Annotated in this window: 16 protein-coding genes; 11 read left to right on the forward strand and 5 right to left on the reverse strand. The window is 69.2% G+C overall.

Annotation, left to right across the window (positions count from 1 at the left end; all coding sequences use genetic code 11):
- Positions 1-56: 56 nt before the first annotated feature.
- The 5 genes from STVA_RS14490 to STVA_RS14510 all read left to right on the forward strand — a co-directional run bounded on the left by STVA_RS14490 (position 57) and on the right by STVA_RS14510 (position 4,705).
- The gene (locus STVA_RS14490; protein WP_123688620.1) at positions 57-521 is read left to right on the forward strand and encodes a tripartite tricarboxylate transporter TctB family protein; all 465 of its coding nucleotides are present in this window, start codon (positions 57-59) and stop codon (positions 519-521) included.
- Positions 521-2,017 carry a tripartite tricarboxylate transporter permease gene (locus STVA_RS14495; RefSeq protein ID WP_123688621.1) on the forward strand — a complete coding sequence of 499 codons (1,497 nt, stop codon included), beginning with the start codon at positions 521-523 and terminating at the stop codon, positions 2,015-2,017. The genes STVA_RS14490 and STVA_RS14495 overlap by 1 nt, the downstream gene beginning before the upstream one ends.
- A gap of 34 nt (positions 2,018-2,051) precedes the next feature.
- Complete coding sequence (locus tag STVA_RS14500) at positions 2,052-3,038, forward strand: Bug family tripartite tricarboxylate transporter substrate binding protein (protein WP_123688622.1); 987 nt, start codon at positions 2,052-2,054, stop codon at positions 3,036-3,038.
- A gap of 70 nt (positions 3,039-3,108) precedes the next feature.
- Complete coding sequence (locus STVA_RS14505; protein ID WP_123688623.1) at positions 3,109-4,035, forward strand: calcium-binding protein; 927 nt, start codon at positions 3,109-3,111, stop codon at positions 4,033-4,035.
- 10 nt (positions 4,036-4,045) lie between these two features.
- Positions 4,046-4,705: a DUF1345 domain-containing protein gene (locus STVA_RS14510; protein ID WP_123688624.1), complete on the forward strand. Its 660-nt coding sequence runs from the start codon at positions 4,046-4,048 to the stop codon at positions 4,703-4,705.
- Positions 4,706-4,708: 3 nt separating this feature from the next.
- Here the strand turns inward: STVA_RS14510 and STVA_RS14515 are convergent, their stop codons facing one another.
- Entirely contained in the window at positions 4,709-6,214 is a 1,506-nt protein-coding gene (locus STVA_RS14515; protein WP_123688625.1) for an FGGY-family carbohydrate kinase, read from the reverse strand.
- 5 nt (positions 6,215-6,219) lie between these two features.
- Complete coding sequence (locus tag STVA_RS14520; protein WP_123688626.1) at positions 6,220-7,053, reverse strand: BtpA family protein; 834 nt, start codon at positions 7,051-7,053, stop codon at positions 6,220-6,222.
- A 167-nt stretch (positions 7,054-7,220) separates the two neighbouring features.
- Here STVA_RS14520 and STVA_RS14525 point away from each other — a divergent pair, with 167 nt between their 5' ends.
- The 5 genes from STVA_RS14525 (at position 7,221) to STVA_RS14545 (ending at position 12,320) form a co-directional block, all read left to right on the forward strand.
- Positions 7,221-8,252, forward strand: coding sequence for an ABC transporter substrate-binding protein (locus STVA_RS14525; RefSeq protein WP_246782835.1), 1,032 nt, complete (start codon positions 7,221-7,223; stop codon positions 8,250-8,252).
- 1 nt (position 8,253) lies between these two features.
- Positions 8,254-9,471 (forward strand): ABC transporter permease, encoded by a 1,218-nt coding sequence (locus STVA_RS14530; protein WP_420822793.1) that lies wholly within the window; start codon positions 8,254-8,256, stop codon positions 9,469-9,471.
- A 3-nt stretch (positions 9,472-9,474) separates the two neighbouring features.
- Positions 9,475-10,299, forward strand: a complete 825-nt coding sequence (locus STVA_RS14535; RefSeq protein WP_123688628.1) for an ABC transporter permease — start codon at positions 9,475-9,477, stop codon at positions 10,297-10,299.
- Positions 10,300-10,312: 13 nt separating this feature from the next.
- Positions 10,313-11,473, forward strand: a complete 1,161-nt coding sequence (locus tag STVA_RS14540; protein WP_123688629.1) for a M20 family metallopeptidase — start codon at positions 10,313-10,315, stop codon at positions 11,471-11,473.
- Between the two features lie 295 nt (positions 11,474-11,768).
- Complete coding sequence (locus tag STVA_RS14545) at positions 11,769-12,320, forward strand: TetR/AcrR family transcriptional regulator (protein WP_245978216.1); 552 nt, start codon at positions 11,769-11,771, stop codon at positions 12,318-12,320.
- Between the two features lie 27 nt (positions 12,321-12,347).
- Here the strand turns inward: STVA_RS14545 and STVA_RS14550 are convergent, their stop codons facing one another.
- From STVA_RS14550 to STVA_RS14560, 3 genes are all read right to left on the reverse strand, one after another.
- Entirely contained in the window at positions 12,348-15,347 is a 3,000-nt protein-coding gene (locus tag STVA_RS14550; RefSeq protein WP_123688631.1) for a PAS-domain containing protein, read from the reverse strand.
- Between the two features lie 119 nt (positions 15,348-15,466).
- Positions 15,467-16,465, reverse strand: a complete 999-nt coding sequence (locus STVA_RS14555) for a response regulator (protein WP_123688632.1) — start codon at positions 16,463-16,465, stop codon at positions 15,467-15,469.
- A gap of 172 nt (positions 16,466-16,637) precedes the next feature.
- Positions 16,638-17,180 carry a cupin domain-containing protein gene (locus tag STVA_RS14560; RefSeq protein ID WP_142235771.1) on the reverse strand — a complete coding sequence of 181 codons (543 nt, stop codon included), beginning with the start codon at positions 17,178-17,180 and terminating at the stop codon, positions 16,638-16,640.
- Positions 17,181-17,438: 258 nt separating this feature from the next.
- Between STVA_RS14560 and STVA_RS14565 the strand changes: the two genes are divergently transcribed.
- The gene (locus STVA_RS14565; RefSeq protein WP_123688634.1) at positions 17,439-18,998 is read left to right on the forward strand and encodes a hypothetical protein; all 1,560 of its coding nucleotides are present in this window, start codon (positions 17,439-17,441) and stop codon (positions 18,996-18,998) included.

Raw genomic sequence — 18,998 nt, forward strand, 5'->3', positions numbered from 1 at the left:
GGCCGGCCATTCACAACACCGGGACCGATGATGACGCCTCGTCGGGCATTACCCCAATGACCGTAGCCGCCCGGGCGGCTACGGTCCTGAAACGCAAGGATATTGCCGCCGGCCTGCTGCTGGCGGCGTTCGGCGTGGCCGGCCTGGCACTAGGCACCGACCTGCCGATGGGCGTCGCCCGCCGCATGGGCCCGGGCTTCGTGCCGTTCGGGCTGTCGATGCTCCTGATCCTGTTCGGCGGCGTAATCGCGCTGGGCGGTATCCTGCGCGACGGCGAGACGATCGAGCGGGTGCGCTTGCGCCCGCTCGTGGGCGTGCTGGCGGGCGGCATCGCCTTCGCGCTGCTGATCGACACCGGCGGCATCCTGCTGGCGACCTTCGCCGCGGTCGCGGGTGCCGCCGCCGCCGACAGCCATACGCGCTGGCTCCAGGCGGCCGCCCTGGCGGTCATATCGGCGATATTCTCGGCCATTCTCTTCGTCGAGCTGTTGCAGCTACCGATCCGGCTCTGGTTCCGCTGATGGAGCTGCTCGACAACCTGGCGCTGGGCTTCGGCGTCGCGGTATCGCCGACCAATCTCTTCTTCTGCCTGGTGGGCGCGCTGGTCGGCACGCTGATCGGCGTTCTGCCCGGGATCGGGCCGCTGGCGACCATCGCCATGCTGCTGCCGCTGACCTATCACCTGGAGCCGGTGACGGCGCTGATCATGCTGGCCGGCATCTATTACGGCGCCCAGTACGGCAGCTCGACCACTGCCATCCTGGTCAACCTGCCGGGCGAGACGTCGTCGGTGGTGACGACGCTGGACGGCTACCAGATGGCGCGCAACGGCCGCGCCGGTGCCGCGCTGGCCATCGCCGCACTGGGCTCGTTCTTCGCCGGCAGCGTCTCGACGCTGGTGATCGCGGTGGCGTCGCCGCCGCTGGCGGCGCTCGGCCTGCAGTTCCAGGCGCCCGAATATTTCTCGCTGATGATGGTGGGGCTGATCGGCGCCATCGTGCTGGCGCACGGGTCGGTCGTGAAGGCCATCGCCGTCACCCTGCTGGGCCTATTCCTGGGCCTGATCGGCACCGACCTCAATTCCGGCAACGAGCGGTTCACGCTGGGCTTCCCCGAGCTGGCCGATGGCGTCGGCTTCGTCATCATCGCCATGGGGCTGTTCGGCGTGGCCGATATCCTGGTCAACCTCGAGCGCCAGCACGCCCCCGCCCTGACCGCCGTCATCGGCCGGCTGTGGCCGACCAAGGCGGAGTTCCGCCAAGCTGCCCCCGCCGCGGTCCGCGGCACGATCCTGGGCTCGCTGGTGGGCGTGCTGCCCGGCGGCAGTGCCGCCCTGGCCGCGTTCGCCTCCTATGCGCTGGAAAAGAAGATCGCCCGCGACCCGTCGCGCTTCGGCAAGGGTGCGGTCGAAGGCGTGGCCGGGCCCGAGAGCGCCAACAACGCCGCCTCGCAGGCCTCCTTCATCCCGACCCTCACCCTGGGCATCCCCGCCAACGCCCTGATGGCCCTGATGATGGGGGCCATGCAGATATTCGGCGTCACGCCCAGCCCGCGCATCATCACCGAGCAGCCGGCCTTCTTCTGGGGCATCGTCTGCAGCATGTGGATCGGCAACCTGATGCTGCTGATCATCAACCTGCCGATGATCGGCCTGTGGGTGCAGTTGCTGCGCCTGCCCTACCGGCTGCTGCATCCAATCATCCTGCTGATGTGCTGCATAGGCGTCTATTCGCTGAACAACTCGTCCTTCGACGTGCTGCTGATGCTGGTCTTCGGCCTGCTCGGCTACCTGCTGCTGAAGTTCGGCTGCGAGCCCGCCCCCTTGCTGCTGGGCTTCGTGCTGGGGCCGCTGATGGAGGAGAACCTGCGCCGCGCCTTGCTGGTCAGCCGCGGCGACCCGTGGGTCTTCGTCGAGCGCCCGGTATCGGCCGTGCTGCTGGCCATCTCCGCCGTGCTGCTGGCGGCCGTCCTGTTTCCCGCCCTGCGGCGCAAGCGCGAAGAGGCTCTGCGCGAGTAGGCGGCACCATCATTCCAACCATCAGGAGTTTCCGATGACGATTACCCGCCGTGCCCTCCTCGCCGCCGGCGCCGCCACCGTGGCGCTGGCCCTGCCCGCCGCCGCCCAGGAGTGGCCCAAGGCCCAGGCCATCCAGATCATCGGCGGCTTCCCGACCGGCGCCGGCACCGACATCGTCGCCCGGCTGCTGGCCGAGCCGGTGTCCAAGGCGCTGGGCCAGACCATCATCATCGAGAACAAGTCCGGCGCCGGCGGCAATGTCGGGTCGGAGTTCGTGGCCCGCGCCAAGCCCGACGGCTACACCTTCTACATGGGCACGGCCGGCACCCACGCGATCAACGCCGCGCTCTACCCCAAGCTGAGCTTCGACGTGATGAAGGACTTCGAGCATGTCGCGCTGATCGCCGACGTGCCCAACATCCTGATCGTCAACCCAAAGATCGTGCCCGATGTGAATACCTGCGCCGACCTGGTGCAGAAGGCCAAGAAGGAGCCGGGCAAGCTGCTCTACGCCTCCACCGGCAACGGCGCCTCGGGCCATCTGGCCGGCGCCCAGTTCGCCGCGGCCGCGGGCGTCGACATCGTCCATGTCCCCTATCGCGGCACGCCGCCGGCCCTGAACGCGATGATGTCGGGCGAATCGCAGTTCATGTTCCAGCAAAGCATCTCGATCATGGGCCAGGTGAAGGCCGGCGCCTTCAAGGCCCTGGCCGTCACCACGGCCGAGCCGATGCCCTCGCTCGCGGGTGTCCCGACGGTGGCCCAGGCCTGCAACCTGCCGGGCTGGGAAAGCACCACCTGGTACGGCATCTTCGCCCCCAAAGGCACGCCGCAGCCGATCGTCCAGCGCATGAACGCGGAGCTGAACAAGGCGCTCCGCGACCCCGCCTTCGACAAGAAGATGCAGGACCTGGGCCTCGTCTCGCTGCCCAGCACCATCGAGAAGTTCAAGGAAGTCCACGCCGCCGACATGGTGAAGTGGAAGGACCGCGTGCAGAAGTCTGGCGCCAAGGTCGATTGACCGGCCATCGCGGGGGGCGGCCGCCGGCCGCCCCCTCGTTCATTTTCCAATCTGATCCGGGCGAGGCACCATGGGCACCCTGACTGCCAAACAATCCATCAACATGCTGTCGGGCGACTTCTGGTTCGGGGCCCCCGACTATTTCCAGATCTACTACAATGCGGCGTCGGTGCTGTTCGACGGGCCGGGCGATTCCGGGGCGGAGTGGGAAGGTGACTTCGAGGTCGTCGGCGACGACTTCGTCGGCGGCACCATCTATTCCTTCACCGCCTACGACTACGAGGGCGACGAGGTCTTCGTCGGCACCGGCTTCGCGCTCGACGCCATCGACGGCTATATCGATTTCCTCCAGGTCGAGGATTCGTTGGGCTTGGTCCAGTCCTTCCTGGCGGGCGACGATGTCGTGATCGGCAGCCTGGCGGCCGACACCATCGTTGGCATGAACGGCAACGACGTCGTCAACGGCAATGGCGGCGACGACGACCTGAACGGCAACCAGGGGAACGACTTCGTCACCGGCGGCGCCGGCCAGGACTATGTCCGTGGCGGCCAGGGCGACGACACCGTCTTCGGTGGCGGCGGCGACGACTGGCACGTCAATGGCAGCATCGGCAACGACCTGGTCTATGGCGATCTCGGCAACGACACCGTCTTCGGCGGCCAGGGTAACGACCAGCTCTTTGGCGGCGAAGGCAACGACCGGCTGAGTGGCGACCTCGGCCAGGACACGCTGACCGGGGGTGCCGGTGCCGACCGCTTCGTCTTCCGTTCGGGCGGCGGGGCCGATCGCATCACCGACTTCGCCGGCAGCCAGGGCGACCGGCTGGAGCTCGAGGCCAATCTCAATGGCAGCGGCATCGACACCTTCGCCGAGCTGCAGGCCCGGATGACGGCCAGCGGCGAGGGCACCACGATCGACCTCGGCGGCGGCAACTCGCTGCTGCTGGCGGGGGTGCAGCCGGCGGCGATCGCCGCCGACCACATCCTCTTCTTCTAGAGGACCGCCCATGATCGCCGGGACTGGCGTCCATTTCCGGCATCATGGGCGGTTCTATGCCGCCGGCCTCTGCGCCATCGGGGTTTGGGCCGCAACCGGCGGCCTCGACCCCGCCTTGCGCTTCGTGCTGGCGGGCGACGTGCTGTTCGGCATCTACCTGCTGCTGACCGCCCTCTTCGCCGTCCGCGCCACGCCCGACGACATTCGCGAGAAGGCCGAGTACGAGGACGAGGGCATTATCGTCATCGTGTTGCTGACGCTGGCGGCGATCGGCCTCAGCCTGGGTGCCATCTTCTCGCTGCTGGGTCGCTCAGGCCCGGTGGCGCCGCTCGACCTCACCCTGTCGATCGCGGGGGTGCTGCTCGGCTGGCTGACGCTGCACACGATCGCTGCCTTCCGCTATGCCCACCTCTACTATCGCGACGCCGGCCCGCCCGGAGGCCCCCGGGTCGACCGCGGCGGCTTCGCCTTTCCGGCCACGCCGGAGCCCGTGATCTGGGATTTCCTCTACCACGCCTTCGTCATCGGCATGACGGCCCAGGTGTCCGATGTGCAGGTCGAAACCACCGGCCTGCGCCGCCTCGTCCTGGCGCATGGCGTGCTGTCGTTCCTGTTCAACACGGTCCTGCTGGCCCTGGCGGTCAACATCGCGGCGGGGCAGGTCCGGTAGGGTTCACGCCGCAGCCAGTAGGGGAAACAAGGTCCGCAGCCGCTCGTAGGCCTCACGATAGATGCCGTAGAGCCGGTCGTAGCGGCCGGCCAGGGATGGATTCGGCTGGATCGTCTCGCCCGCCGCGACGAAGCGGTCGATCTGGTCCCAGCGGTCGAAGGCGCCGATGGCGAAGCCGGCGACGAAGGCAGCACCCAGTGCCGAGCCGGGATGGCCCTTGAGCAACTGGATCGGCCGCTGGATCACGTCGGCCACGATCTGCATCCAGATCCGGCTGGAGGCACCGCCATCGGATGCCCGGAAGCGGTCGGCCGCCAGGCCGGCCTCCGCGAAGACATCGAGATGGTGGCGGAAACCGAAGGCGATGCCCTCAAGTGCCGCCCGCCAGACATGGCCCGTGCCATGGTGCAGGCCCAGGCCCAGCAGCACGCCGCGGGCGTCGGGATCGTGCAGCGGGGTCTTCTCGCCCAGGACGTAGGGCAGGAAGATCAGTCCCTCGGCGCCGGGCGCCGTCGCCACGGCCAGCCGGTCGAGGGCCTGGTGGACGGTCTGCCCCTCCCCGCGCGCCACGCCCGCCGCCACCGTCGCCGCCAGCCAGTTGAGGGCCGCCCCCGATGCGGCCATGCAGCCGTTGGGCATGAAGAGGCCAGGAATGACGTGGAAATCGTTGTAGAGCCGCGGGTCGCCGACCGGCGCCCGCGTCGCCGCCATAATGTCGCCCGACCCGCCGAACTTCAGCAGCACGTCGCCATCGGCCACCACGCCGGCGGCAAAGGTCGAGGCGGCATGGTCGGCCACCCCGGCGATCACGGGCGTGCCCTGGGCCAGTCCGGTCGCGGCAGCAGCAGCGGCGGTCACGCCGCCTACGATGTCTAGCGGCGCCCGCACGGCCGCCATCTGGTCCGGGCGCAGACCGCCCAGCGCCAGCAGGTCGTCCGCGAACTGCCGCTCCTCCAGCAGGAGGAAGCCCGATTCCAGGGCCCAGTTCTGCTCGACCGTGCGGGCACCGGTGAGTCGATGGGTGACGAAGTCGTAGGAGCCGAAGACGGTGGCGATGCGGGCGAAGGCGTCCGGCTCGTGCTTCTCTATCCAGCGCAGGGTGGGTGCCACCAGTTGCTGGTTGATGCCACAGCCGGTGCGCGCGAAGAACGCCCGCTCGTCGACCGACCGCCGCATCTCCTCCACCTCGACGCCGGCACGCGCGTCGGACTGCTGGATGCTGCGCCGGATCGGCCGGTCGTCGGCATCGAGCAGCACGACCGCCGGCAGCATGCCGGTGACGCCGACGCAGGCGATCGCATCGCCCGCCATGGTGGCCGCCGCAGACAACTCCCGCAGGATGGCGCAGGCGTTGGCCCACCATTCCTCGGCCTCCTCCTCCGCCCAGCCGGCATGCTCGGCGTAGAGGCGGACGGGTCGGCTGGTCGTCGCCAGCATCGCCCCGTCCGGCCGGATCAGCGTGCCGATGGTCGAAGTGGTGCCGATATCGAGCCCGACCAGCAACGCCATGGCCGTCAGCGCGCGGCGCGCACGGCGTCCATGAAGCGCGCCACCCGATCGCCGTCGACGGCGTTCCAGGTGACCCCGTCCTTCTTCAGGTGGGTCCCGACGACGCAGCCATCGCCATGCTTCAGGATGCCGGCGACATTGTCCTTGTTGACGCCGGTGTTGGCGAAGACCGGGGTGGCGCCGACCGCCGCCTTCACCTTGGCGAACAGCGAATCCTCCGCCACCTCGCCCGTCATCGGGCCGGACACGCAGACGACGTCGGCCAGCGAGGAGAAGACCGCACTCTTGGCCTTGGTCGCCACGTCACGGTCGCCGAGCGGCGCCGCGAACTCGGCATTGACGTTGAACAGCAGCACCAGGTCGTCGCGGTCCAGTTCCACCCGGCGGCGCAGCGCGGTCGCGGCATCGGGCTTCCACAGGCCCATGTCGCTGTCATAGACGCCGGTGAAGACCTCGCGGGCAAAGCGCGCGCCCGTCGCCACGGCGAGCGCCACGGTGGCAACCGGGTCCCACAGGAAATCGACGCCGAACGGCACCTTGATGGTCGGGCTGACGCGCGCGACCACGGCGGCCATCGCGGCCAGCGCCTCGGGCGGGGCCGCCAGGACGTAGGGCCGGTCGCCCTCGTTGCCGAACATGATCCCGTCGACGCCGCCCGCCTGGAGGGCGGCCACGTCGCGGGCCACGGCCTCGGCGATGCCGTCGACGCCCGCCTTGCGGTCGTAGAGCGGGCTGCCGGGCAGCGGCAGCAGATGGGCCATCCCGATGACGGGCTTGGCGGTTCCGAACAGGGCGGAAATGGAGGGGCGGACCCGGCCGCCGGCGTCTGATGATGTCATGGCGGCGCAAGGTGACAAGGCCTGTCGTCCCGCGCAACAGCGTTCCGGCGCGTGCGCGACGTTTCGGCCGATCGCGGTGCTTTCGGCCGGTTCCCGCCTTCGACTAGAATGCGGCACTGGCCGGCGCTTTCTCGCGTCCGGCACAAGGAGGATCGATGGCAAGTCGGATGGGACGGGGATGGATGCTGGCGGCGGCCGCGACCCTGGTCGCGGGCACGGCCAGCGCGCGCGACCTGACGGTCGTGTCCTGGGGCGGCGCCTACCAGGACGCCCAGCGCGAAGTCTACTTCAAGCCCTACATGGACAGCTCGAAGACCAAGATGGTCGAGGAGAGCTGGGACGGCGGCATCGGCGTGCTGCGCGCCAAGCTCCAGGGCGGCGCCAATACCTGGGACGTCGTCCAGGTCGAATCCGAGGAGCTGGTGATCGGCTGCGAGGAAGGCCTGTTCGAGAAGGTCGACTGGTCGAAATATGGCGGCCAGGACGCTTTCCTGAAGGACGCCGTGCATGAATGCGGCGTCGGCGCCATCGTCTACAACTTCATCATGGCCTTCGACACCGACCGCATGAAGGAAGGCCCGAAGAACTGGGCCGACTTCTGGAACGTGCAGAAGTTCCCGGGCAAGCGCGGCCTGCGCAAGGGCGCCAAGACGAACCTGGAGTTCGCCCTGATGGCCGACGGCGTCGCCCCGGCCGACGTCTACAAACTGCTGTCGACCGATGCCGGCGTCGAGCGCGCGTTCCGCAAGCTGGACCAGTTGAAGCCCAGCATCGTCTGGTGGGAAAAGGGCTCGCAGCCGCCCCAGCTCCTGGCCGCGGGCGAGGTCGCCATGACGGTGGCCTATAACGGCCGCATCGCGGCCGCCAACAAGACCGACAAGAAGAATTTCCAGATCGTCTGGACCAATTCGCTCTACACGGTCGATTCCTGGGTGATCATGAAGGGTTCGCCCAACAAGGCGCTCGGCGAATCCTACATCGCCTATGTCAGCAAGCCCGAGAACCAGGCCAAGCTGCCCCCGCTCATTCCCTACGGCGTCACCCACAAGGGAGCCAACGCGTCGATCGACAAGGCGGTCCTGCCGCAGTTGCCGACCGCATCGGAGAACATCGCCAGCGCGCTCTACATCGACGAGCCGTTCTGGGTCGAGAACATCGACAAGCTGAACCAGCGGTTCAACGCCTGGGTTGCCCGCTGACGTGCAGTTGAGCAAGCCCGCCCTCGCGGGCCGGGCGCCACCGAACCCTGCCCGCTGGCGGGCAGCGGCGCTGGTGGCGCCCCTCTTCCTCTTCCTGCTGGTGACGTTCCTGGCGCCGATCGGCGCCATGATGTGGCGCGCCGTCGGCGACGCCGAGGTGGCGCCGGTCTTCCCGCGGACACTGGCCGCGCTGCAAGGCTGGGACGGCCGCGCCCTGCCGCTGGAGCCGGCCTTTGCGGCCCTGGTAGCCGACATCCGCCAGGCGCGCACCGCCGGCACGCTGGCCAGCGTGGCCACGCGCCTGAACTACGACGTCAACGGCTATCGCTCGCTCTTGTTCGCCACGGCACGCCGCCTGCCGGCCGAGGGCGCGCCCGACATGCAGGGCGCGCTGATCGCCCTGAACCCGCTATGGGGCGAGCGGGAGAACTGGGCCGCCCTGCGCCGCGCCGGCGGGCCGGTCACCGACCTGCACCTGCTGGCCGCACTCGACCTGCGGCGCGATGCCGACGGCGCCATCGCCGGCCAGCCCGCCGACCAGGCGGTGTTCCGCACCGTGCTGGGCCGCACGCTCTGGATTTCCGTGGTGGTAACGCTGATCTGCCTGGGGCTGGGCTACCCCGCCGCCTACCTGCTGGCGCGCCTGCCGGAACGGATCGCCAACCCGCTGCTGATCCTGATCCTGGTGCCCTTCTGGACCTCGCTGCTGGTGCGCACTGCCGCCTGGGTCGTGCTGCTGCAACGCGAGGGCGTGATCAACTCGGTCCTGCTCGGCATCGGGCTGACGGCAGAGCCGCTGCCGATGCTCTACAACCGCTTCGCGGTCTATGTCGCCATGGTCCACATCCTGCTGCCCTTCATGATCCTGCCGCTCTACAGCGTCATGCGGTCGATCCCGGCGGCCCACCTGCGCGCGGCGTCGTCGCTGGGGGCGGCCCCCTTCACCGTCTTCCGCCGGGTGTTCCTGCCGCAGACGGGGGCCGGCGTGGCGGCCGGCTGCCTGCTCGTCTTCATCCAAGCCATCGGCTACTACGTCACCCCGGCGCTGGTCGGCGGCGCGGAGGACCAGATGGTCAGCTACTTCATCGCCTTCTATGCCAGCCGCACGATCAACTGGGGCATGGCGGCGGCTCTCTCGATCCTGCTGGTGGCGGCCACCGCCGCCCTGCTGCTGCTGTACCGGCGCCTGGCCGGCGGCCAGATTCCCCGGCTGGGCTGAAAGATGGGAAACAGCAACGATACCGCCGGCCAGCGCGTCGCCCGGCTCTGGCTGTGGCTGCACCTGGCCCTGGTCATGCTGTTCCTGCTGGCGCCGATCGTGGCGATCGCGCCCTTGTCCTTCAGCGCCGGCTCGTTCCTGCAATACCCGCTGCCGGGCCTCAGCCTGCGCTGGTACGTCGATTTCTTCACGTCGGCGTTCTGGCTGCCGGCGCTCGGCAACAGCATCATCGTCGCCATCCCGTCGACCCTGCTGGCGACGGTGCTGGGCACCCTGGCGGCGATCGGCCTGTGGCTCGCCCCCTTCCCGCTGCGCGGCCTCGTCACCGCAGCCCTGATGACGCCGATGGTGATGCCGATCATCGTGGTGGCCGTCGGCGTCTATTTCGCCTTTGCCGCGGCCGGCCTGGCCAACAGCTACCTGGGGCTGATCCTGGCCCATACCGCGCTTGGCGCCCCCTTCGTGGTGGTGACGGTGCAGGCGACGCTGGCGGGCTTCGACCGCACGCTGATGCGCGCCGGCGCCAGCCTGGGCGCCGGCCCATGGACCGTCTTCCGCCGGGTGATGCTGCCGCTGGTGGTGCCGGGCGTGGCGTCCGGCGCGCTCTTTGCGTTTGCGACCTCCTTCGACGAGGTGGTCGTCGCCTTCTTCCTGGCCGGGGCCGGTCAGCGGACGCTGCCGCGCCAGATGTTTGCCGGCATCAACGAAAACATCAGCCTGACCATCGCGGCCGCCGCCACCATGCTCGTCCTCATGTCGGTGGCGCTGATGGCGGCGGTCGAGTATCTGCGGCGGCGCGGCGAACGGCTGCGGCGCGGTGCTGCGTAGGAAGGGTCCAAGCATGAACGAATCCGCCCTGGGCGACGAACTGGCCGGCATCCTGGCCGACCTCATCGCCATCCCATCGCCCTACCCGCCGGGCGACAGCGTCGCCATCTCGGCCTATGCCGCCGACCGCCTGCGCCGGGCCGGCTACCGCACGGCGATCATGTCGGAGGAGCCTGGCGTCGACAATGTCGTCGCCAGCCTGGGCGAGGGGGCGCCGCACCTCGTGTTCAACGCCCATTCCGACACGGTGGCCATGGGCGACCGCGGCAAGTGGGCGACCGATCCCTACCGCGCCGAGCGGAGCGGCGACCGGATCCACGGGCTGGGGGCCGGCAACTGCAAGGGCTCGATGGCAGTCCAGCTCTGGCTGGCCGAGGAGATCGCGCGCCGCGGCGGGCCGCGGCGGGGCACCGTCACCTTCACCTTCGTGGCCGACGAGGAGAATCTCGGGCCGCACGGCATGGCCTTCCTGCGCCAGGCCGGCCATGTACGGCCGGACGTGCTGATCCTGGGCGCGCAGACCGAGAACCAGATGATCGTGGCCGAGCGCGGCGTGCTGTGGGCCAGGGTCGCCACGACCGGCCGTGCCGCCCATGCGGGCAATCCGGCCGCCGGCGACAGCGCCATCCTGCGTCTCGCGCGACTGCTCGCAGCACTTGAGGCCAACCTCGTTCCCGCGCTGGATGCGCGCCGCGACGGGGCCATGCAGTCGACCATCAATGTCGGGCTGATCGAGGGCGGCAGCAACGCCAACGTCGTGCCTTCGGCCGCGGCCATGACGATCGACCGCCGCCTGCTTCCGGCCGAGAAGGTGGACGCCGCGTTCGCTGAACTGCACGCGATCCTCAGCGCCGCCGGCGAACCGGACGGAAGCTGGACGCTAGAGAAGCTGACCGGCACCAACGGCTTTCGCGCCGCCGCCGACGGACCGGGCGTGACCGCGCTGGGTGCCGCGATCGCGGGCCGGACAGGCGCGCCCGCGCGGCTCCTCAACGCGACGGGCGTCAGCGACGGCCGCTACTTTGCCGACGACGGCATCGAGATCGTGAATTTCGGCCCGGGGTCCGGCGCCGAGGGCCATGCCGCCAACGAGAGCGTGCCGCTCTCGCAGATGGTGGACTCGGCCGCCATCCTCCTGGATGCCGTGCGGCGACTGACAGGGTCGCAGGATTGATGCGCGGAACGCTGGTCTTCGCAGACCTGTTCCACCATGTTATACGGTAAGAGAAAAATGTTATATGATCGTCTCCTGCGGTAAGTGATGCCCTGCGATCTGCGGCCAGTCACGGAACGGGAGTGGTCGGCCGCAAACAAACGGGGTGGGCATGCACGGAAGACGAAATTCACGACCGGCAGACGCGATCGAAGAGGCGGTCGAGGTAACCCAGGTCAACAGCCGTGAAGCCGCAATCGTCGATCGGGCGATACTGTTCTTCGCTGACCATGGCCTGCATGGAAACACGCGCGACTTGGCGCGGTCGATCGGCGTCAGCCAGCCGCTGCTCTATCACTATTTCCCCAGCAAGGACGCACTGATCGCGCGCGTTGTCGAACGGCTCTACGACGATCGCTGGAAGCCCGAATGGCGGGACGGCCTGCGCAGCGGCGACGTGCCGCTCCAGGATCGCCTGGAGACCTTCTATCTCGACTACTCGGGCACGATCCTGACGCGGGAATGGACCCGTATCCTGTTCTTCGCCTCACTGGCGGGCATGGACATCTACAAGCGCCACCAGACCATCGTGCGCGACCGCGCGCTGCGGCCGATCGCCCGCGAACTGCGGCGCGAGGCCGGCCTGGCGCGGCCCGACGCGCCGGCCGCAGCCGACCTGGAGCTGGCGGCGCGCCTGCATGGCGCGATCTTCCAGCATGCCGTGCGGCGCTGGGTCTTCGACATGCCGGCCCCGCGCAACCCGACGGCCGCCCTGCGCGAAGAGATCGCCTTCTTCCTCCAGGCCGCGCGTGCCCTGCTGATCGAGCGGCACGACCCGCAGCGCGCGATCGTCATGGCCGCGCAGTAGCGCCGCTCCGGGCTGGCCGCGTCCGCGTCAGGCCGCGGGCCCCAGCTCGCGTTCCAGGATCTCCAGCCCCCGGGCGGCATGGCCGTCGACGATCTCGACCAGGCCAGCCAGCCGGTCGGTCGCCCCGGCATCGGCCGCCCGCTCCAGCTCGAGCGAGGCATCGGCCAGCCGCATCAGGCCGAATGTCTGCGCGCCACCCTTGATGGTGTGCGCGATCCGCCGGAGGTCCATGAGGTTGACCGCGGCCAGGGCACGCGCCATCAGGGCGCGGCGATCGGCCAGTTCGCCCGCGAACATGCGCGCCAGGCGGGCCGCCACGTCCGCCCCGACATCCGATCGCATGCGCTCCAGCGGCGCGGCGTCGAACTCCGCGGCTTCCGCTGCATCCTGCACCGGATCGGGTGCCGGCAGGGCCGCGGGCGGCGGCACGGCGGGCGCCACCCCTTCTTCGACGGGGCGCCGGGCGAAACGCACCACCATGTCCAGCAGGCGGGCTCGGTTGAACGGCTTGCCGAGCACGCCGTCCATGCCGCTGGTCAGGATGCGCGCCCGGTCCTCGGTCATCACGTTGGCGGTGAGCGCCACGATGGGCACCGTGCCGTAGGGCGGCGCCAGCCGGCGGATGGCGCGCGCGGCCTCGATCCCGTCCATCTCGGGCATGATGACGTCCATCAGGATCAGGTCCCAGGTCGCCTCGACCGCGCGCTCCAGCGCCTCACGACCGTTGTTGGCGATGGATACGGCATGGCCGGCACTGCGTAGCTGCTCGGTGGCGATGAGCTGGTTCACCGGCGAATCCTCGGCCACCAGGATATTGAACTTGGCCCCGGTAGGCTCGGGCACCGTCGGCTCGGGCACCACCTCCGAGATGATCGGCCCGCCCGCCAGGATGGGCAGCCGGACCCAGAAGATCGCCCCGCCGCCGGGCCGGTCGGCCAGGCCAAGGCTGCCCGAGAAGCGATCCACCAGCCCCTTCACGATCGCCAGCCCCAGGCCGGACCCGGGCTGCGCCTCATGGGATTCTATCTGGAAGAATGGCCGGAACAGCTTGTCGCGGTCGGCGGGCGAGACCCCGGGCCCGCTGTCGGCCACCAGGAAGCGCAGCTCGAACGGCCCGTCGCCGGCCGCCCGGCGTGACGACACCGTCTCAACCGACAGACGCACATTCCCCGTCGTCGTGAACTTGACGGCATTCGACAGCAGGTTGATCAGGATCTGGCGCAGCCGCCCGGCATCGCTGCGGCACCAGCGCGGCACATCGCGGGCGATCGACAGGTGGATCTCGATGCCCTTGCTGTCGGCCGCGGCGCTGAACAGCCCGACGGCGCCATGCAGCAGGGCGTGCATGTCGAAATCGGCGGCCACCAGCGGCATGCGGTCGGCCTCAAGCCGCGACAGGTCGAGGATGTCGTTGATGATGCTGACCAGCCCCTCGGCCGACGACCGCGCGATCTCCACATAGCGGCGCTGCCCCCGCGACAGCTCGGTGTCGGCCAGCAGTTCGAGCGTGCCGATCACGCCATTCATCGGCGTGCGGATCTCATGGCTGACGACGGCCAGGAAACGGGACTTCGCGGCAAGCGCCTGCTCGGCCGTGTCGCGGGCCCGCGCCAGCTCGTCCTCGGAATGCTTGCGCAGGGTCACGTCGGTATAGAGCGTGATGATGCCGCCATCGGGCTGGAGCGTTCGCCGCAGCTCGATGAAGCGCCCGTTCGGGCGCCGCCGGTTCGTGACCATCATCGGGGCGCTGCGCACCGCGGCCACGCGGCGGCTCACCTCGTCGGCCGCCGTGACCGGCCCGAACTCGCCCTTACCGGCCTGGTGGGTCAGGATTTCGGCCAGGGACTGGCCGACATGGACGAAGTCCTCGTCGATCCCGGCCAGATCCAGGAACCGCCGGTTCCATACCTGCAGGCGAAGGTCCTGGTCGAAGAAGCTGATGCCGTCGCTCATGTTGAGGAGCGTCGTCTCCAGCAGCCGGGTCTTCTCGTCCGCCTGCCCCTTGGCTTCGGCCAGGGCGGCCGTCGCGTCGCGCAACGTCTCGCGCTCGCGCTCCAGTTCGTCCTCCCGTCGCTGGCGGCGGCCGACCTCGACGATCAGCGCCGCCAGGAACATGAGGATCGCCAGCGTCACCGCGCCCAGCAGCACGTAGCGGTTGCGCTCCCGCTCGTCGGCCCGGTTCAGGATCTCGGCCTTCGACATGCCGACCGCAACGATCAGCGGCAGCCCGTCCACCGGCTGGTAGGAATAGATGCGCTCGACCTGGTCGACGGGCCCGGCGATCTCGACCGCGCCACCGGCGTTCGGCCGGGCCGCGATCGCATCCCGGATATGGCGGAAGAAGTTGCTGCTGTTGATGTTGGCCCCGGTCGCATCCGCCCGCGCGGCGCCGACGGCGCGCACGATCCCATCCTGGCCGAACAGCAGCATCTCGCCATGACGGCCAAGATCGACCCGCTCGTAGAGCCGGATGAAGGTCTCCGGATTGAAGGACAGCACGATGACGCCGGCGAAGTTCCCGTCCGGCGTGTTGAGCCGCCGGCTGATATTCAGCGACATCCGCCGCGACAGCCGGCCCATCAGCGGCCGGCTGATGAAGACCTGGCGGGAATCGACCGCCTCATGAACCCGATAATGCTCCCGGTCGGACAGATCGAGCGTGTTCTGCGCGGTGTCCAGGCTGCTGCCGCGCATGATGCCGTCGGCCCCGATCAGCGAAAGCTGGAAGGTGATGTCGCGGACCGAGCGCAGGCGCTCGAAGGCCTCGTGCACGTCGAAGGCGGCGGGATCGCGCTCGAACTCGCGCTTCAGGAACTCCAGCGTCTGCTCGATGGTGCCGACGGTGCGCTGCGTCTGTTCCTCGAAGGCCAGCGAAAGGTTCGCCGTATCGCGGCCGGCGGTGGCCAATTCGAGCGTCCGCTCGCTTCGGCTCTGATAAAGGACGTAGACCCACATCAGGCACAGCAGCAGCACGCCGATTGCAAGAATCGTCGCGCGAACCGCGAGCGTCCGTTGGCCTCGCAGCATTTCGGGGCTAGGCGAACATCATGTCAGGGCGCGAGGTTCTGTCAAAAACCACGGCCGTGCAAGGAAGCAGTTGGCGCCCTGCGGAAACCAGCGATTACGCCGCTATCCAGCCATTCCCGTCAGACGCGATCGAAGGTTCGGCCATCCTGCCGTGCAGCGGCTGAGGGCCCCTGCTCGACCCGATTCCCGCCCCGCACGATCGCCCCGCCGAGGGTGCGCCGGGCCAGATCGAGCAAGCCGTTCGCAGTCTGTCCGGCATGGCCGTGGGCCAAGCCGATGCTGACCGTGGCAGGTGCGCCGCCGATGCCGGCGATGCGCAAACGCTCCACCGCCAGGCGCATGCGATCGGCGAACGCGACCACCTCCACCGGCTGGCGGTCGACCAGCAGCACCAGCAGGGAGCCGGGTGCAGACCCGGCCACCACCAGGTCCCCGAGCCCTGCCGGCAGCGCCTCGATCGCAGCGACCACCCGGCGCAGGAGCGCCGTCTCGTGGGCGGGCGAGATGCCGGCCGGCGGGAACCCGTCGATCGCAAGCGCCAGCAGGCTGACCGGTCGCCCGGCGGCCAGCGCCAAGTCGGCCACGCCCAGGGCGACGATCGCCGACGGCAAGCCCGCCCGCTGGTCAATCGCCGCCTCGGTCAGCGACGCCTGCAGTCGGGCGAGTTCGGTGCGCAGGGCCATCTCCTGCACGCGGCGGCGGTCGAGCTCTGCCTTCAGTCGCAGCGCCGAGCGGATGCGCGCCAGCAGCTCGACGCGCTCGATCGGCTTGCGCACATAGTCCGATGCCCCGGCGAGGAAGGCCTGCTGCAGGGCGGTGTTGTCGTCGCGGCTGGACACCATCAGCACCGGCGTCTCGGCCGTGCCGGCATTGCGCTTGATGCGGGCGCAGGCCTCGATGCCATCCATGCCGGGCATGATGATGTCCATCAGGATCACGTCGATGCCCTCGGCCGGCACGGCCGCATCGCCCGTGATCCCGGCGCTATCGATTCCCAGCAGGCGCAGCGCGCCTTCGGCATCGGCCGACTTGGCCGGATCGGGATAGCCCGCAGCCGTCAGGTAGGCCGCGATCACCTCGCGCACCTCCAGCGAATCGTCCACGATCAGAGCGCGCATTCGGCCGCCCCTCGTCTATCCATATGCGATCCGAGCTTCGGCCAAATTCCCTCACTGCGCAAGCCGGCAGCCAAGCTGCCATCGGCGGGCCGTCGTGGGGCAGGAATACTGCCCCACGAGGATCCATGATCGGCACGACCTTGGCAAAAATGTGGCTGCGCCGCAGCCGGGTTCAGCTTGCGGACGCACTCTCGATGATCTTGGCCTCGCCACCGGCCATGTCGTAGCGCAGCCGCTGCATGTGATCGAGGTCGCAGCCCGTCACCCGGACATAGCGGGCGCCCGCCGGATAGTCGATGGCGTGGATCTCCGGACCGTCATAGAGGCCGGCCTGGCCGGGCCCCAGCCGATATTCCCGGTCGACCTCGATCTCGGCCGGGCCGGCACCCGCCCCGCCATCCTTGCGGCGATAGAGCGTCATGTCGGTATGCTCGCTGACCTGGGCATAGATCGCCCAGGAGCGGCCATGGTCGTGCGGGGGCGAGCGGTGCCCCTTCTCCATATGGTAGCCCAGCACGACGAACCCCAGCTCGGGGTCCTGATAGAGGGTCCGCTTGCCGGTCGGGGCATCGGGGCCGACATGGGCCGCGACGAAATCGGGGTTGCGCACCAGGCCTTCCACCAAGCGACGCACCTCCTCGCGCCCGGGCACGCCGGGGTCGGTGCGCAGGGCTGCACGGCTCGCTTCACAGAAGGTCGTCAACGGATCAGGCATCGGTCGCATCCTCCAGCAGGGTTTTGCCGCAATCTACACCCGCCGGTGCCGCTGGTGGAACGGGCTCTGCCATGGATCGGCCGCCAGGACCGGCCGGCCGCTGCCGGCGCGATCGCGGTTGGACCGCCACGCCAGCCGTGATTAGATGGGTATATTGGTTACGATAATGGCCCCTAATGGTTGAAACCGGCTACCGATATCGCTTTTTCGATCATGCCGACTGAGCCGGCCAGTCCGGATCCTGCCGTCGCCGTTGCGATGGCGTTCCTGCGCGATGGCAAGGACTGGCTGCATCCCATCTATGCCTGCCTCCGTCGCCGCGGCCGCCGCCTGTGGCATGGCTGGAGCGAAGGCGGGCAACACGCCTGGATCGAGGCTGCCCGCCGCGATCATCCGACCGCTGACCGGATGGAACTGTTCCTGCCGCAGCGCCGGATCCCGCTGGCCGGCCCGGGGCCGTCGCCGCGGCGCTGGGGTGGCGTCTTCGGGGTCGAAGTCTGCCATGGCGGCCGCTACGCCCGCATGGCGCCCAGCCACATGATCGCCGCCAACCATAGCTGGGATCGGGCGCTGGCCCAATGTCGGGCGATGCTGGCGCCCGACCCGGCAGGCGGCGACGCCCACCGGCTGGAAGGACCGACCGTACTGCTGCCGCTCGACGGGTCGGCCGCGCCATGCACCTGGCACCGGTCGGGACATCCCGTCGCCATCGCCGCCGTGACGGACGAGTGGGTGCGTGCCCTGGCCCACCGGCTGGGTGGATGGCTGTTGGCCCAGACCGCACCGGACGGGCGGCTCGCCTACAAGTACTGGCCGAGCCGCGGCGCGGAATCGGCCGCCAACAACAGCGTGCGTCAGTTCATGGGCACGCTGGCGCTGGGCCGCTTCGCCCGCTGGACCGGGGACCCCGAGGCGCTTGCCGCCGCCGAACGCAATCTCGACTACCAGCTTCGCACCTTCTATCGCGCGCAGCCGGACGGATCCGCCGTCATCGAGCATGGCGGCTCGGCCAAGCTCGGCGCTGCGGCCATCGCCGGCCTGGCCCTCCTGGAGGCGCCATCCACGCCGGAGCGGGCGGACGCGCTGGGGCGGCTGGCGCGCGGAATAGAGCTGCTCTGGCGCCCGAGCGGCGCCTTCCGCACCTTTCACCATCCGCCAGACCGCAACGACAACCAGAACTTCTATCCGGGCGAGGCAGCCCTCTTCTGGGCGCACCTCTATGCCCGCGAACGCGACCCGGTGGTGCTGACGCGGCTTTTGCGGACACTCGACCACTATCGCGACTGGCACCGGGCCAATCGCAACCCGGCCTTCATACCCTGGCATGTCCAGGCCCATGCCGCGCTCTATGACGCCACCGGGCTCGACCAGCGCGTCCCGTTCATCTTCGAGATGGTCGACTGGCTGCTGCCCATGCAGCAGTGGGAGACGGCACCAGACGAAGACATGCGGGGACGCTTCTGGGACCCGGCGCGGCCGGATTTCGGGCCGCCCCACGCGGCGTCGACCGGTGCCTACCTGGAGGGCCTGGCGGCAGCGATTGGCGTCGCCCGCGCCGTTGGCGAAAATAAGCGGGCCAAACTCTACGAGCAGGCGTTCCGCCGTGGGCTGCGCAGCATCGGCCAGCTCACCTATGGCGACGAGATGGATTTCTTCTACATTTCTCGGCGCAACCGGGTGAACGGTGGCGTGCGTACCGAAGTTTACGACAACACGATCCGGGTCGACAACGTGCAGCACCCCTTGATGGCCATTCTCGGAATGATACCATCTAAGCGGGCAGCACCAGTATTAGGGCGCCCGCCTGCGGAGACATGA

The organism is Stella humosa, from assembly GCF_006738645.1.
Classification (GTDB): Bacteria; Pseudomonadota; Alphaproteobacteria; order ATCC43930; family Allostellaceae; genus Allostella; species Allostella humosa.

What these genes read in the sequence shown, in the direction of transcription:
- STVA_RS14490 (WP_123688620.1), top strand. Translation starts at nt 57, where the DNA reads ATGACCGTAGCCGCCCGGGCGGCTACGGTCCTGAAACGCAAGGATATT.
- STVA_RS14495 (WP_123688621.1), top strand. Translation starts at nt 521, where the DNA reads ATGGAGCTGCTCGACAACCTGGCGCTGGGCTTCGGCGTCGCGGTATCG.
- STVA_RS14500 (WP_123688622.1), top strand. Translation starts at nt 2,052, where the DNA reads ATGACGATTACCCGCCGTGCCCTCCTCGCCGCCGGCGCCGCCACCGTG.
- STVA_RS14505 (WP_123688623.1), top strand. Translation starts at nt 3,109, where the DNA reads ATGGGCACCCTGACTGCCAAACAATCCATCAACATGCTGTCGGGCGAC.
- STVA_RS14510 (WP_123688624.1), top strand. Translation starts at nt 4,046, where the DNA reads ATGATCGCCGGGACTGGCGTCCATTTCCGGCATCATGGGCGGTTCTAT.
- STVA_RS14515 (WP_123688625.1), bottom strand. Translation starts at nt 6,214, where the DNA reads ATGGCGTTGCTGGTCGGGCTCGATATCGGCACCACTTCGACCATCGGC.
- STVA_RS14520 (WP_123688626.1), bottom strand. Translation starts at nt 7,053, where the DNA reads ATGACATCATCAGACGCCGGCGGCCGGGTCCGCCCCTCCATTTCCGCC.
- STVA_RS14525 (WP_246782835.1), top strand. Translation starts at nt 7,221, where the DNA reads ATGGGACGGGGATGGATGCTGGCGGCGGCCGCGACCCTGGTCGCGGGC.
- STVA_RS14535 (WP_123688628.1), top strand. Translation starts at nt 9,475, where the DNA reads ATGGGAAACAGCAACGATACCGCCGGCCAGCGCGTCGCCCGGCTCTGG.
- STVA_RS14540 (WP_123688629.1), top strand. Translation starts at nt 10,313, where the DNA reads ATGAACGAATCCGCCCTGGGCGACGAACTGGCCGGCATCCTGGCCGAC.
- STVA_RS14550 (WP_123688631.1), bottom strand. Translation starts at nt 15,347, where the DNA reads ATGCTGCGAGGCCAACGGACGCTCGCGGTTCGCGCGACGATTCTTGCA.
- STVA_RS14555 (WP_123688632.1), bottom strand. Translation starts at nt 16,465, where the DNA reads ATGCGCGCTCTGATCGTGGACGATTCGCTGGAGGTGCGCGAGGTGATC.
- STVA_RS14560 (WP_142235771.1), bottom strand. Translation starts at nt 17,180, where the DNA reads ATGCCTGATCCGTTGACGACCTTCTGTGAAGCGAGCCGTGCAGCCCTG.
- STVA_RS14565 (WP_123688634.1), top strand. Translation starts at nt 17,439, where the DNA reads ATGGCGTTCCTGCGCGATGGCAAGGACTGGCTGCATCCCATCTATGCC.